General features: G+C 40.3%; 10 protein-coding genes. 2 read left to right on the forward strand and 8 right to left on the reverse strand.

The window, feature by feature from the left end; genetic code table 11:
- Window positions 1-763: 763 nt before the first annotated feature.
- On the forward strand, window positions 764-1,048 hold the full coding sequence (locus ACFILH_RS03160; RefSeq protein WP_273790507.1) for a hypothetical protein: 285 nt from the start codon (window positions 764-766) through the stop codon (window positions 1,046-1,048).
- 2,028 nt (window positions 1,049-3,076) lie between these two features.
- On the opposite strand, the gene ACFILH_RS03165 is transcribed toward ACFILH_RS03160, so the two are convergent.
- The 7 genes from ACFILH_RS03165 to atpH all read right to left on the reverse strand — a co-directional run bounded on the left by ACFILH_RS03165 (window position 3,077) and on the right by atpH (window position 10,986).
- Window positions 3,077-4,084: an HlyD family secretion protein gene (locus ACFILH_RS03165; RefSeq protein ID WP_273790508.1), complete on the reverse strand. Its 1,008-nt coding sequence runs from the start codon at window positions 4,082-4,084 to the stop codon at window positions 3,077-3,079.
- Window positions 4,085-4,115: 31 nt separating this feature from the next.
- Entirely contained in the window at window positions 4,116-5,744 is a 1,629-nt protein-coding gene (locus tag ACFILH_RS03170; RefSeq protein ID WP_375630912.1) for an MFS transporter, read from the reverse strand.
- Window positions 5,745-5,767: 23 nt separating this feature from the next.
- Entirely contained in the window at window positions 5,768-6,184 is a 417-nt protein-coding gene (gene atpC / locus ACFILH_RS03175; protein WP_375667344.1) for an ATP synthase F1 subunit epsilon, read from the reverse strand.
- Window positions 6,185-6,292: 108 nt separating this feature from the next.
- Window positions 6,293-7,918, reverse strand: coding sequence for a F0F1 ATP synthase subunit beta (gene atpD / locus ACFILH_RS03180; protein WP_375667346.1), 1,626 nt, complete (start codon window positions 7,916-7,918; stop codon window positions 6,293-6,295).
- A gap of 19 nt (window positions 7,919-7,937) precedes the next feature.
- A complete protein-coding gene (locus ACFILH_RS03185) occupies window positions 7,938-8,849 on the reverse strand; it encodes a F0F1 ATP synthase subunit gamma (RefSeq protein WP_273790512.1) in 912 nt (303 codons plus the stop codon).
- A 20-nt stretch (window positions 8,850-8,869) separates the two neighbouring features.
- Window positions 8,870-10,405: a F0F1 ATP synthase subunit alpha gene (atpA, locus tag ACFILH_RS03190; protein ID WP_273790513.1), complete on the reverse strand. Its 1,536-nt coding sequence runs from the start codon at window positions 10,403-10,405 to the stop codon at window positions 8,870-8,872.
- The gene (gene atpH / locus ACFILH_RS03195; RefSeq protein ID WP_273790514.1) at window positions 10,405-10,986 is read right to left on the reverse strand and encodes an ATP synthase F1 subunit delta; all 582 of its coding nucleotides are present in this window, start codon (window positions 10,984-10,986) and stop codon (window positions 10,405-10,407) included. Before atpH ends, atpA begins: the two co-directional genes overlap by 1 nt.
- 998 nt (window positions 10,987-11,984) lie before the next feature.
- Here atpH and ACFILH_RS03200 point away from each other — a divergent pair.
- Window positions 11,985-12,125 carry a hypothetical protein gene (locus ACFILH_RS03200; RefSeq protein ID WP_375637559.1) on the forward strand — a complete coding sequence of 47 codons (141 nt, stop codon included), beginning with the start codon at window positions 11,985-11,987 and terminating at the stop codon, window positions 12,123-12,125.
- Window positions 12,126-12,955: 830 nt separating this feature from the next.
- On the opposite strand, the gene ACFILH_RS03205 is transcribed toward ACFILH_RS03200, so the two are convergent.
- Complete coding sequence (locus ACFILH_RS03205) at window positions 12,956-15,151, reverse strand: primosomal protein N' (RefSeq protein ID WP_375667348.1); 2,196 nt, start codon at window positions 15,149-15,151, stop codon at window positions 12,956-12,958.
- Window positions 15,152-15,345: the final 194 nt, after the last annotated feature.

A 15,345-nucleotide genomic window follows, 5' to 3' on the forward strand; every position in this document is an offset into this window, starting at 1 on the left:
CCCACCAATCTTAACAGATTGCTCTCAAAAGGTTCTACCTACTAACACTGATGCAATTCAACTCATAGGTGGATTCATTCTATAGACGCACCGGATAAGTTCTACTACTTCTGTTCAAGTTTATACTTCTACACTTGGTTGATTCAAAAAGAAACTGAAACCAAACAGAGACAATACTGTATTTTTAGTTGCATGCCGATACCTTACATCAACGTCATCACAAAACAGTGTTTTACAACACAACAGATAACGCCTAACAAAACACCATTTTTAAAATGCATGAAAGACATCGCCAAATTAATCCAACATATTGATTTATAATAATCTATTTTTTACAAATTTGAATGCTAAACCCAAATATCGTAAGATTTCCTCATTTTAAATCTTCTTAATTGAATCAATCAATACCACTCCCTACAGCCACAAGAGAATATGTAGATAAAAACTCCTTATAAACTATTTCAAGTGCCAAAAGATATCCCAACACTTTAAACAAACAAAAAAATGAAGACATCGCCCACCATCTTTATGATGAATCTTACACCATTTTGTAAAAATTTTTACCTTACATCCTTAACAAAAACCATCATGAAATGAACTCGGACACATTAAAAAATGCCTCATTAAACTCAAACTCTTAATTTTCATCTCACCCACGCGCGGCATTATCAATGCAACTTTTCAATTTTCAAGCCGTTATAGCAAAACCCCAAACACAATTCCAACTGTCACGCAACAATTTAACACATGAAGGAGTCAATAAATGTGTCTATTTTCACCCCATAGAAAAAATGCTAAAATTAAAAAACGTATAGCACAATTAAAAAGAGAGCTGGTCCCCGTAAATCATTGGAGTTTTCAAAATGATAGCTTTGAAAACATTTCTGAGCTGTTTAACACATGGAAACAAAAAGGCCGTCACGCACTTTATCACCTCAACGAACATGCTACAGAATTAAAGAAAAAAGCGAAAGAAAATCCTAAAAAAACCCTCGCATTAGCAGCAGGAATTGTTTTAGTAAGCTTCTTGCTAATCCGTAAACATTAATAACACAATCAATAACCTTCCCTTTTAATGCCCGATTCAAAGCGGGCATTTTTATGGTTTACAAAATATAAACTTTACGTCTTTCTCCTAACTTTACGCCCTCTCCCAAAAGGATAAGTTTTCCAGCCATCCAGCCAGTCTATAATCCAGCTTTTGTCTATCGGAAACCTATCAACGCATGCGATTCACATCACCACCCCTCAAAGGAAAACATTTCTAAAGGCAACAAACAAGCCCTACAACGAATGTGCTCCCCACACAAACACTTAACGCATCAAAAAGATGCCTGATACCACACCTAAAATGAGGATATTCACGGGACAATAAGATAACAACTCAAATATTCAATCCAAAACTTCCCCCAATTTCCCAGCCTTCCCAAAACTTCATTATGTATATAGACTAAAAATAAAGAATTAATACTGGAAAAGCTTACACTTTTACTCTATACGCCCCCGATTGTCATTTTAATTGGGGAAAGGGGAGGATATTTTGATATTGAAAACCCACACTCCTCTCACTACCAGGTATTTTTTATAAAAAATACCTTTAGACAAAAGAAATGTTTCTCAACAACAATCATTGCATTTTCCTTTGAATTTCACACGAGCGTATTTGCAATAATTCTTCTATTTTTTTCCAACTCATTTTGCCAAAATATAGAACAGATTAAACAAGAAAAACAACAGCTTGCACATTTTAAAAATCCACTCGATGAAATAAAAAAACGACATGGTTTCTTAAATAAAACATCCGCAGCTCTACAAAGAACATTCAAAAAGCAAAAGAGTCATGGCCTCCATCGCTCTAATTTTAGTCACTTTCAAAAATTGACAGGTATCAGCAGCAGCAAAAATACTGAAAAGAGGAAAGAAAAATTCTTATACTAAAGAGCCATTAAAAAACGCAAAATCAACAGCCGCAGTTGATATTTTTGATGAACAAAAAGCCAAAACACAACATAGAACAAGCTATTTACGAAAAAGCGCGTGAAAAACAAAAAAACCATAAAACAGCTTATTGATCAACTTAAAAGTCCTAAAGATACTGATCAAATTCAGCCCATTCAAACACTCTACGCAGCCCTACAGATTCACGAATACGAGTTCTACAAATGAAAGCCTCGGCAATAACCCAACAAAGAAAATTAGAAAACGACACAAAGATTATACCCAACCACTCTATAGTCATTAAACTAAAAAAAATTGTGAAAACGTACGAGTAGCTGATCATGAACTTGCCATAGAACGTCAGAAAAAAGCTGAAGAGGAAGCTAAACGAAAAGCCGAATATGAAAATGGGAAGCTGAAGCTGAAAAACGGAGAGCTGAAAGTGAAGTTAGAGGACGAGCTAAACTTTAAGAATTACAGTGAACATAACAAGAGAATATTCGTAAAATGTTTGGAACTGAAAAACAAAAAGAAAACGAAGGCATATTGACCTAGATAGATAACGATTTAGTCCCTTACAAAGACAAATAGACAACACCATTACACATCTTTCATCGGCTATATCTGCTCCGGTAACTACATTTTATACGCTCTATAGTGTGTCCCCATAAAGTACAATATTATGTATAAGCGTTTTTTAGCTAGATTATTGCGACAGTTTTCAAACTTAGCATCATTGTTATACACACAATACAGATTGATAATAACAACACATCTATCAGAGATAGATTTTTCAATGATCTGCCTCACATCATGCAAATATCACATAAAGAGTACACTCAGATAAAAAGAAGAGCCTCCTTTCCACACCTCAAAAGATGATGTTGCTAGAAACGACAGGCAAAGCTTCCAATACTCCATCCCCCCCTACTGAGTTATTTCAAAAGAAATGGAAGTGAGTAAAGATGCATGCGCTTTAATATTCTAAGGCACATTATTTTACATCATGAAATAGAATAATAAGAAGCTTAAGAGCTTTAAAAGATGTAGTATAGCAAACCAAACGAAATCTTCTAACGTGAATATCCATTTGCTATAAGTAAATGACGCAAAAATTAAACTGAAAAAACCCAAAATTTTATCCTCCAGAATCGACTCGCTGCGAAGTATCTACATAGGTAACCACGGACATGCCAGGAATGAGCTTTTCAATCCCTTCCTGTCCAGGATCTAAAGCAATCCGTACTGAAATACGTTGCGCAATTTTGATAAAATTACCAATTGTCGTATCCGTTTTTAACAATGAAAACTCTGAGCCTGTAGCAGGTGCAAAACGAACCACACGCCCTGTTAACTTTTTGTTGTTCAATGCATCAACAGAAAAAACAACCGGTTGTCCCACACGCATCTGAGAAAGTTGCGTTTCCTTATAATTAGCAATAATCCAAATATCATCAGAAATAACAGAGACCAATTGTGTCCCCGGCATAACATATTGCCCTACCCGCGCTCCAACTAATCCAATATAGCCTGTTCGAGGAGATAAAATCTTTGTATGATCGAGATTAAGTTTTGCCAACTCAACACTCACCTTCGCTCCAGAAATTTCTGACTGTAAACTTTGCCGTTCAAGATCCAATTGTTTTTGCAATTGGCGTTTTGTTTCGAGAGCTGTCAAGAGTTGTGAAAGAGGACGAGAAACAGAACTTGCCGCATCACCAAAACCTAACTTTTTACTATCTGGAACAACATTTGAAAATGCTCGTGAACGCGCCAACTCCACCTCTGCTGTATTAATCTCGCCCTGCAAAAGCTGTGCTTGTAATTCAATACTTGCCAGTTTTGCATTTTTTGAATCGAGAACAGCCTGTGCCCGTGCAAGCTGCTGGCGAAAAAGAGAATCATCGAGCTCAAAGAGCAGCATTCCCTTTTCAACGCGTTGATAATCTTGCACATAAATCCGTGCAATCACCCCAGAGATCTGTGAACTAACCAGAGTAACATTGCCCTTAATGGAAGCATTATCGGTTATTTGAATGTTACTCACAAAAGGAGGAAGTCTCCAAGCCCACAAAATCAGCAAAACACCCGTAATACCCGATAGGAATGCAACAATCGTAGCTTTTGACCGTAATGTTTTTATCATTTTTTTGCACCCCTCTTTCTATGACATTACTCTACTTTTCTAATGCGCGCAAAGAGCATGACTTAACAATCATTGTGACAAGAAAAATAACGAATACAACCATTGAAATATAAAAATAAAGCCGAAAAACGTCATCATAAGCAAAAATATTTGCTGTTAACTTAAATTTCTCTATCAACATAGAAGTACCTTGCTCACTTCTCAAGCCATTGGGAACAGAAACACCATAAGAAGGCGAAAATAAAGTATTCATCTCACCAGAAATAAGCGGATCAGTAATAATAATATTTTGTGTTAAGGACTCAAAGTTTTTATGGGCAAAATAAAACTGTAGGCTGCCAAAAAAAGCCGACCCCATCAATCCCCCTGTCACTTGCGTTAACAAAAAAACAGCAATAAAACTTAAAACGTAACGCGGTCCTCGCTCACCAGCGATCACAAACCCTTTGAAAAGAGCAGGAGGCAAAAAAAGTGCATAACTAAAACTCACCAACCCTTGGCTCAACATCATATCTTTCGGACGCGTTAAATAGTTTACATGACTGTCTAAATAAGCTCCCAACGCCAAACAACCTAAAGATAACAAATAAAAATAATCCTCACGCCCCGCCCGTAAAAAAAAGACACAAACAGCCCCCCCTAACAGAATCCCTAATGTCACCGCAAGATACATGGGCGCCATCTCACGATTGAGCAAACCAAAAAGATTAAAAAACCCTACGGGCAAATTTGACCGCTCCAATAAAAAAACATGAAAGATCAATAAAATAAAAACAGATTGGATCATTTCTTTACTGAAAATCCAACGTAAATCAATCAACGGTTTTTCTCTATTAAGCTCAATAATAATAGCAATAGCCAACGAGAAAATAGCAAGTGCGAGCCCCCAACCAATCCATGGTGCTTCATACCACCAATACAATATGCCAACAGACATGATCACAGCATTTAATCCAAGACCAAGAGCAATCAAACCATAGCTTATCCAATCTAATTTTTGAATAACCTTACTACGCACAACAGGAGTAAGAGGCAAAGTATAGATACAGACCAAGCTGATAAGAACCAACCCCATTTCCAGAGCGGAAAGACTGGAAAAACCACCATTTTCCAGCAAATCAGGAGAAATCAAACGTGATAAAGGTGCCGCTAAAGCCGCATTCATATAATTCAAACTAAGACCAATAGTAAACTTCTTTGCTGGAGCAAAAGCCTCCATCATATAAAGCAGCGCAAGCGAAGCCAAAGGAGCAGCAGCAATCCCAGCAAAAAAGCGAATAATCAATGCAGAACGCAAATCCGTAACAAAGAGCTGCAACACGCAAACCAAAACAAAGCCAAGAATTGATAATTCAGCAAAAGCGCGTAGCCCAAATTGATAGCGGATTTTGATCAACATAATCGCTACACTCACATTTGGCGCCATATAGGCCGCTACCAGCCATGTCGTCTCGGCCAAAGTTGCATGAAAATCACCCGTAAGATGGACAATATTAGACTGAACAATATTAGCCCCTAAACCATAAGCCCATTGCAAAATAAGAGAAGCCAAAATATAAACAAAGCACTTTGGCAAAGGTCCCGCAAAGACACGACCAGGACGAGGAAAGGGCTTTGCGCTCCTTTTAGCAGACACAACCGTACTCTTTTTTCCGCTCATGTCACCTTTTCCTGTATACTCTGCTACGCTTCTATCAATACAGCACCATCAGCTGACAACTGCTGGAAAAAAGACTCTATTTTATGATTGTCCTCATCACTTGTCCCTCCTTCTAACGTCGCTTGAATCTGCAAAATCTGCTGTTCTAATGCATCAAAAGAAAGATTCTCTACAGCCACAACGTGCTCTACCAATAAAGAGCAGCCCGAAAAGGTAATATTTGCAACGCCCCCGCATACAGCAAATAATTTTTCACCCAAAGAGGTGCGAACACGAACACTACCCAACACAATACTTGCCACCAATGGCGCATGATGCGCCATAACTGTCAAATAACCTGAGGCTGAAGGAAGAACAACAGACGCTACCTGCTCTGAAAACACAATTTTTTCAGGCGATATAAGCTCAAATAAAAAATGCTCTTCTCTATTGTTTTCCACAAAAATCTCCACAATACCCGATATAAGGACTCTCTGTTTTCTTCAACGATGCGTCCTTTTTAACGAAAAATACCCATGACAGTTTTCTCTTGAATAAGAAGCTTCTTATTAAGAAGCCTCTGCCAAGAGACGCTTTCCTTTTTCAAGTGCTTCATCAATCGAACCAACCATATAAAAAGCAGCTTCTGGCAAATCATCATAATCACCAGCACAAAGACCTTTAAAGCCTTTGATTGTCTCTTCTAAAGGAACGAGTTTCCCCGGCGAACCAGTAAAGGCTTCCGCAACATGGAAAGGTTGTGAAAGGAAACGTTCAATTTTACGCGCCCGCCCCACCAGCAACTTGTCATCTTCAGAAAGTTCATCCATTCCAAGAATAGCAATAATATCCTGAAGCGCTCTATAACGTTGTAAAATGGTTTGTACTTGACAAGCAACTGTGTAATGCTCTTCCCCCACAATCAATGGATCCAACATACGTGAAAAAGAGTCAAGCGGATCAACCGCCGGATAAATTCCCTTTTCCGCAATAGAGCGCGAAAGCACAGTTGTTGCATCCAAATGAGCAAAAGACGCTGCAGGCGCCGGATCCGTCAAGTCATCTGCCGGAACATAAATTGCCTGAACGGAAGTAATAGAGCCTGTTTTTGTACTGGTAATACGTTCTTGCAACGCCCCCATATCCGTTGCCAAGGTAGGCTGATACCCAACAGCAGAAGGAATACGCCCTAAAAGAGCAGATACCTCAGCTCCTGCTTGCGTGAAACGGAAAATATTATCCACAAAGAAGAGAACATCTTGTCCTTCATCACGGAAACTTTCTGCAATTGTCAATCCTGAAAGAGCCACACGCGCACGTGCTCCTGGTGGTTCATTCATTTGCCCGTAAACAAGGGCACACTTTGACCCTTCCGTTGAACCATTATTCTCTTTTGGATTCACATTCACGCGGCTTTCGATCATTTCATAATAAAGATCATTTCCTTCACGTGTACGTTCTCCCACACCAGCAAATACAGAATAGCCACCATGTGCCTTTGCAATATTGTTTATAAGCTCCATAATGAGAACGGTTTTTCCAACACCAGCACCACCAAACAAGCCAATTTTACCCCCTTTAGAATAAGGGGCTAACAAATCCACGACTTTAATACCGGTGACGAGAATTTCCGAAACAGTCGATTGCTCAACATATTCAGGTGCCTCTTGGTGAATAGAACGTGTTTTGGTTGAAGCGATTGGTCCCACATTATCCACCGGCTCCCCAATCACATTCATAATACGTCCCAACGTTGCTTCTCCTACAGGAACGCTAATTTGTGTGCCTGTATCCACAACCTTTTGGCCCCGCATCAAACCATCAGTCGTATCCATAGCAATCGTACGCACGGTATTTTCACCCAAATGCTGCGCAACTTCTAATACCAAGCGATTACCTAAATTCTCTGTTTCCAAAGCGTTGAGAATATTTGGCAATTCACCTTCAAATTGCACATCAACGACAGCACCAATAATCTGCTTGATTTCACCAACAGCGCCTTTTGCACGCTCTTCTTTTTTTGCGGATGTATCTTTTTTTACAGGTGTATCTTTAGCTGCATCACGCGCAGGTACAGAGGAAGCCTTTACATCCACTTGAGATTTCGAAGCGGCTTTTTTCACGCTGGAACGAGCAGCTGGTTTCTTTTTTTCACCTTTTTCTGTTCCTTTGCTTGAGGTTACTGCTTTTACCATCAATCCTTACCTTCTCCATTTAAAGCGCTTCAGCGCCCGCAATAATTTCGATCAATTCTGTCGTAATCTGTGCTTGACGTTGACGATTATAAGCCACCGTCAATTTACTAATCATTTCACCCGCATTGCGCGATGCATTATCCATAGCTGTCATCTTGGCGCCCATCTCACCAGCAACATTTTCCAGCAAAGCCCGAAAGATTTGCACCGAAAGATTACGTGGTACAAGGGCCTCTAAAAGAGACGCAGCATCAGGTTCATATTCATAAACAATCGATTGTGAACCTGTGTTATGATCGGTTTGCTCCACAACATCTATTGCCCCAACAGCTGCTTTTGGAGCAACCATTGGAATCAAATCCAAAGCTGTTGGACGCTGATTAATTACGGAAACAAATTCAGAATAAAACAGCGTACAGACATCGAAAGCGCCTTCATTGAATAAATCAACAATCCGTTGACTAATCATCACTGCCTCTGCAAAACCAATTCGCTTTACAGCATGCAAATCGATATGGTCAATTATCAAGCCTTTGTAATCACGCGATAAAATATCCGCGCCCTTTTTACCCACAGTGATAATTTTTACTATTTTATCAGCCGCCAACAATGCCTTAATCTGTTCACGTGCACGACGAGCAATTTGCACATTAAAAGCACCACACAAACCGCGCTCAGCAGTACACACCACCAAAAGATGCACATCATCGCGCCCCGTACCACGCATAAGAGCAGGCGCATCAACACCATCTACATCAGCAGCAACACTGGTCAAAATATCAGCCATTTTCTTCGCATAAGGGCGTGCAGACTGCGCTGCCTCTTGAGCACGATGCAACCTTGCCGCTGCAACCATTTGCATAGCTTTGGTAATCTTTTGTGTTGCTTTAACCGAAGCGATACGGTCTCTAAGATCTTTTAGTGAAGCCATTCAAGCATTCCATCAATTCATCACGAGAAATTTTTCGCATAAGTATCAAGAACAGTTATCAACTTATCTTTCAGCTCATCTGTTATTTGCTTTTGCTCAGCAATTGCCTTTAAGAGATCTTGATAATCACTACGCAAAAGCACCAAAAGTCCCTGCTCAAACCGCGCAACATCAGAAACCGCCAAAGCATCAAGATAGCCATTCACACCCGCGAAAATAACCACCACCTGTTCTTCTGTTTTGAGTGGAGAAAATTGCGGCTGCTTCAACAGCTCTGTCAAGCGCGCACCCCGATTTAACAAACGCTGGGTTGACGCATCCAAATCAGAGCCAAACTGCGCAAAAGCTGCCATTTCACGATATTGCGCCAATTCACCTTTAATCGAGCCAGCAACTTGCTTCATCGCCTTAATTTGTGCAGCAGAACCAACACGCGATACAGAAAGACCAACATTTACAGCAGGACGAATTCCTTGATAAAACAAATTAGTCTCTAGAAAAATTTGTCCATCAGTAATCGAAATCACATTTGTAGGAATATAGGCAGAAACATCATTTGCTTGCGTTTCAATAACTGGCAAAGCTGTCAACGACCCAGATCCATTTTCCGCATTCAACTTTGCAGCCCGCTCTAAAAGACGCGAATGCAAATAGAAAACATCTCCCGGATAAGCTTCACGACCTGGAGGACGACGCAATAAAAGAGACATTTGACGATACGCTACCGCCTGTTTTGACAAGTCATCATAACCGATCAAAGCATGTTGCCCATTATCACGGAAATACTCACCCATAGCACATCCAGCAAGAGGTGCAATAAATTGCAGTGGTGCTGGATCAGAAGCAGTCGCTGCAACAATAATAGAATATTCCAGCGCTCCACGTTCTTCTAAAACTTTAACGAACTGTGCCACCGTCGAACGTTTTTGACCGATAGCCACATAAATACAATAAACTTTATCTTGCTCTCGTCCAGCCCCTTTTTCATGAAAAGGTTTTTGGTTTAAAAATGTATCGAGCAAAATTGCTGTTTTTCCTGTTTGGCGATCACCAATCACCAATTCACGCTGCCCCCGTCCAATAGGGATGAGTGCGTCAATCGCTTTCAATCCGGTCGACATCGGTTCATGGACAGACTGACGCGGAATAATTCCAGGAGCCTTAACATCGACACGACGACGCTCTGTTGCTTTAATGGGCCCCTTACCATCTATAGGGTTTCCCAACGCATCAACCACACGCCCAAGCAAAGCGGGGCCCACAGGAACATCGACGATAGCGCCTAACCGCTTTACACAATCACCTTCACGAATATCACGATCTGAGCCAAAAATGACCACACCAACATTATCAACTTCCAAATTGAGTGCCATACCGCGCACACCGTTTGGAAAGGCGACCATTTCCCCTGCTTGGACATTATCCAAACCATAAACGCGAGCAATACCATCTCCCACAGAGAGAACCCAACCAATTTCTGAAACCTCAGCCTTTTGGTCAAAGTTTTTGATTTGCTCTTTTAGAATTTTTGAAATTTCAGATGGTCTAATATCCATCAGCTGACCTCTTTTTTCAATGCAAGCTTAAGCGAAGACAATTTTGTGAGAAGAGACGTATCAATTTGAGACGACCCCACACGAACGATTAATCCACCAAGAATTGTTGGATCCACAATGATGTGCAGCAAGACTTTTCCTCCAACAACACCTTCCAAAGCCTCACACAACTCTTGTCTTTGTTGAGAACTTAAGGGGCGCGCAGAAACAATTTGCGCAGTAACCTGCCTACGAGCGCGTGCAACACAACGCTGGAAAGCATGTAAAATACCAAATACGGCACTAAGCCTACGGTTTATTACAATAACGCGTAAAAAATTACCAATGACCTGCCCTGCGTTTTTATCAGCAAATTTGATGTTTGCACAAACAGATTGCATCACCTTAATTTGCTCTTTAACTGAAAAGAATGGACTGAGCACAAAGAATTTTAAATCCTTATTCTCCAAAACAAGCAAAAGATCCTCTACTGCCTTTTCAACCTTTTCGACGTTTCCGGCTTCTTGAACGCAATCAAAAAGCGCTTGCGCATAGCGTTGATCTACCAACGGCAGCGGTATGAGAGAAAATGAATCCGACACGAAATACCGCCTCTTTCCCTTGAGCGACTCTCTGATAGTTATCAGATGAAATGAAACAGACATTCTCAATCTTAAGAATCTTCTTCTTAAAACCTAGAACAAAAATCACTTGGTTTCTAGCATAGACATAGCCGACTCGCAACACCACAAATCGCTGCTTTTTAAAAATTTTAATAAAATATTCAAAATATTTTTGAAAAGCATTTTTTTAGATATACAGGATGGCATCACAGTTTTTTTATGCCTCTTTTTGACATTCTCTGAGCGATTTTTTCACTCTCTTTGATTTTTCTTCAAACGCTCTTGTCACCAAACGCTCTTGTCACCATAACAAAACATTCCCTTTATCACCACAAAACCTTTAACGAAAGACGACGGCGACTGAAAAAGTCTATTATTTCAAACTGATAAGAAAGAAAAAACAATGAATATCCTCCTAAAAATTAAAGAAAACATTGATCTTTTTTCTTCAAACACCCACTCCTTTTAAAAAATTTTACCAAGTAATATTTTCTTGTAAGCACACTCTTTTAATATACAAAACATTGATTTATAATGATAATATATCATTTTTCATACCGGATGAGCTTCAAATATCGAAAGATTCTCTCTTTTCAAATTTTTTTATCAAAATCACTCCCTTGCTTCATCACAAACAAAAAAGGAAATGATTAAAGAAAACAACACCTCTTATAAACGCTCTCAAGTACTAAGAGTTTTCGTAATACTCAAAGCTAAATAATAAATGGCGCCATTTTATACCTTTATGAAATAAAGATGGGGAGCCTTAACGTGGTTTTTTCATTCATGAAAGCTTTGATATTCTACACTCGAAAAACATCGTAAAATGAATTCGAGTATGCTGAGAAACATTTGCTTAAACAAGCATATGAATGTAGTAATACAATAGATGTTCTGTAATATTCCGCTTTGGGCGTTCTGCTTTACATGAAAAATGTGCCCCCATTAGAGAACGAAAGTAATAAAAGCATGAAACAATGGATAATCTCCATTTCACGACAGCGCCTATGAATGCTATAATGGTAACCCCATTGAGCAGCCCCATCTTTACACTTATGAAAGAACAAGCCGGCACCATCACACACTTTGCCATCTCCCAATTTTACGACAGCCCTTAATTCTTGAGATGATTAGGTATTTTGGTCCTCTCTTGTATAGTTTTACGCGACACAGGCTCCCCCATCTGTAACATGCAAACGAATGGTTTTGATTGATCAATATAAATAGATTTTAAATAAGAGAATCCTACGATAGTTGAGGCTATAATATGAATAACGGCATATTATCACTATAAATCAATATTTATTATTTATAAAAATTATTATTATGGATGCTTTTGAAAATTCTAGAGCCGAATGAATAAGGATGACAACGATGAATGCTCATTTTGACCTTCACGTTCCAAAATGAGTCTGTGTTCTCGTCAAAGATAAATAAAATAGATATATGCAATATTCTCGCCCTAATCTAGCATACAAACGCAGGTACGACTCGTACAGCGCTGATACATCTTATGAACGCTGCTTCATAAGGCTTTAAGGTCAAATAACATCAAAAACACGTCCCTCATTAAGCCCACATAGCGTCACTTTATATGACACTATATTGCACTGATTTAGAAAAAGCATAGATCAATATCAATTTGAACGCGAACGGAACTGGGCATTTTGGGTGTACAGCTAAGCATTTTAAGCCCTTATAAAAAGAATCCGCCTATCAAAAGAATACTGTCCCTCATACAAAAAAGGAGTAAAAGCCGAAATGATAGTGCCCTCGAAGAAGAGAGGCGCTTCTGCTGGTTCTATAACAAAGATATTTTTTCCCGTAGCTCTACTTAATGCAATGTACATGTATCATATTTTGCTGCCTGGATGCTTATTCTGAATAATATAAGAGTTCAAGTAAAGCATCTTAAGCAAAGAGACCTTCACTTTATGCGATACTGGTTTTAGAAAAAACTTTGCGGATCAATATCAATTTGAACCCGAACGGAACTGGGCATTTTGGGTGTACCGCTAAGCATTGCACGTATAAACCCTTGTATATCAAAAGAACGCTGTCCTTGCAGCAAAAGCCGAAAACGATAACGCCCCCGAACCAAAGCCAAAGGCGCTTCTGCTGGTCCCATAACCGAGATATTTTTTTCCCGTGGCGCTGCTTGACGCAATGCGCGCGCATAATGTTCTGCTGCTTGGCGCTGTTGTGCAGAGATAATCAAAGAGGCAAGCCGCCCATAGGGAGGCAAATGATAATGCTGACGCGCTGCAATCTCACGTGTGTAAAAATCTTCTGGCTGGCATGCAAGTAAGGCTTTGATGACCGGATGATCTGGTTGATAAGTTTGCAATAATCCTAAACTTTTCAATCCCACACGCCCTGCTCTTCCGGTAACTTGAGAAAGCAGCTGATAGGTACGTTCACTTGCGCGTAAATCGCCATTGGCAAGACCAAGATCAGCATCAATAACGCCAACCAGAGAGAGCTTGGGAAAATGATGTCCTTTAGCGACCAACTGTGTTCCAATAATAATATCCACATCGCCATTTGCAATGGCTTGTAATTCGCTTCGCAACTTCCCAATCCCTCCTTTGAGATCTGTTGAAAGGATCAATGATCGCGCTTGAGGAAAAAGCATTTGTGTTTCTTCGGCAATTCTTTCCACACCCGGTCCACAAGCCACGAGATGATCTAATGTCCCACATTCAGGACAGGCTTGAGGAAGTGGTTCATGATATCCACAATGATGACATTTCAGTTGCCCTTGCGCACGATGTTCGACCAACCAACTTGAACAATCGGTACAATGAAAACGATGTCCGCAAATTCGGCATAAAGTTAAAGGTGCATAACCACGACGATTAAGAAAAAGAAGAGCTTGTTCGCCCTTATCAAGCGTTTGTTTTAAAGCCCTTTCAAGAGCAAAGGAAATAAAGCGCCCCTTTTGCACCCCTCCTTGGCGCATATCAACCACCCGCAACTGTGGAAGTGCAGCTTCTTTAAAACGGGAAGGTAAATGCACCTTTTGATAACGCCCTTTTAAAACATTGGCTTGGCTTTCAATCGACGGTGTGGCTGAAGATAAAATAACAGGAAAATGCTCAAAAGAGCCCCGTGCAACAGCCATATCACGCGCATGATAAAAAATGCGCTCTTCTTGTTTATAAGCGCTATCGTGCTCTTCATCGACAACAATCAAGCCAAGCTCATGAAAGGGAAGAAAAAGCGCCGAACGAGCCCCCGCAACGACACGCACCCGCCCTTCTGCAACTTGTCGCCAGACGCGTTCTCTACGACGTGGCGTCAAATCAGAATGCCATTCTGCTGCCGCAGCGCCAAAACGTGCATAAAAACGATCTAAAAACTGCTGTGTTAAAGCAATTTCCGGCAATAAAATTAAAACCTGCTTGCCCTCTTTAAAGGCTTGAGAAACCGCTTCAAAATAAACCTCTGTCTTTCCTGAACCCGTAACACCATCAAGCAAAAAAACTTGAAACTGAGAAGATAAAACACCTTCCCGCAATAATGTTGCTGCTTCACTTTGCGCTCCCTGCAACTGAGGGAGACAAAAATCAGGATCAGGCATTGCCACAAGATCAGGAGCAGGAACCTTAACATCTTCAAAAATTCCTAGCGCTTTTAAACCTTCAACAACAGAAACCGAAGTTCCAGCCGCATGTGCCAGACCAGAACGTGTCCATATCTTCTCATTACGCACCAATTCCAAAACCCGTGACCGCGCTGGTGTGAGACGTTCTACATTTCCACCACAATATCGCAAACCCAGCATCTGCGCTTCCGGCTCTAAAGCAGCCGGTACCGACAAAACCAATCGTGCGACAAGACCAAAAGGTGCCATTGTATAGCGACTAACAAAACGCAAAAATGTGATCATTTCTGCTTTTAATGGGGGGCAATCAAAAACATGAAGCAGAGAGCGTAATTTTTCACGCGCCACCGAAGCAGACTTGTGCCCATCGGCTGTCTGCTCTCCAACATCCACAACAAAACCGCAAAGCTCACGCCCCATCAACGGAACCCGAACAAAGGAACCAACGTTCACCTCCATAGAAGATGGAACTTTATAACTATAAGCGTGAGCAACAGGAAGAGGAACCAATACGGATACAATCTTTTCCTCTATCATGCTTGAATTCATCTTGTAAACCAATCTACGACCTATTGAGCATCAACAAGTCTACACCTTATCTTTAAACACTCTTATAAAATTCATTGCAGGATTCAATCCCCCCCGATCACAACACTTTTCTAACAAAAATTCTTTATTAACACGCATTCCCTCACCAAAGTGCCAATATAAAGAACCAATCTCATCGTCTA

It is taken from the genome of Bartonella sp. CL435QHHD (genome assembly GCF_042195095.1).
Lineage (GTDB): Bacteria > Pseudomonadota > Alphaproteobacteria > Rhizobiales > Rhizobiaceae > Bartonella.

Excerpts from the sequence above, each read along its gene's own strand:
- ACFILH_RS03160 (WP_273790507.1), top strand. The coding sequence starts at position 764 with ATGTGTCTATTTTCACCCCATAGAAAAAATGCTAAAATTAAAAAACGT.
- ACFILH_RS03185 (WP_273790512.1), bottom strand. The coding sequence starts at position 8,849 with ATGGCTTCACTAAAAGATCTTAGAGACCGTATCGCTTCGGTTAAAGCA.
- atpA (WP_273790513.1), bottom strand. The coding sequence starts at position 10,405 with ATGGATATTAGACCATCTGAAATTTCAAAAATTCTAAAAGAGCAAATC.
- ACFILH_RS03170 (WP_375630912.1), bottom strand. The coding sequence starts at position 5,744 with ATGAGCGGAAAAAAGAGTACGGTTGTGTCTGCTAAAAGGAGCGCAAAG.
- ACFILH_RS03205 (WP_375667348.1), bottom strand. The coding sequence starts at position 15,151 with ATGATAGAGGAAAAGATTGTATCCGTATTGGTTCCTCTTCCTGTTGCT.
- ACFILH_RS03165 (WP_273790508.1), bottom strand. The coding sequence starts at position 4,084 with ATGATAAAAACATTACGGTCAAAAGCTACGATTGTTGCATTCCTATCG.
- ACFILH_RS03200 (WP_375637559.1), top strand. The coding sequence starts at position 11,985 with ATGGATAATCTCCATTTCACGACAGCGCCTATGAATGCTATAATGGTA.
- atpD (WP_375667346.1), bottom strand. The coding sequence starts at position 7,918 with ATGGTAAAAGCAGTAACCTCAAGCAAAGGAACAGAAAAAGGTGAAAAA.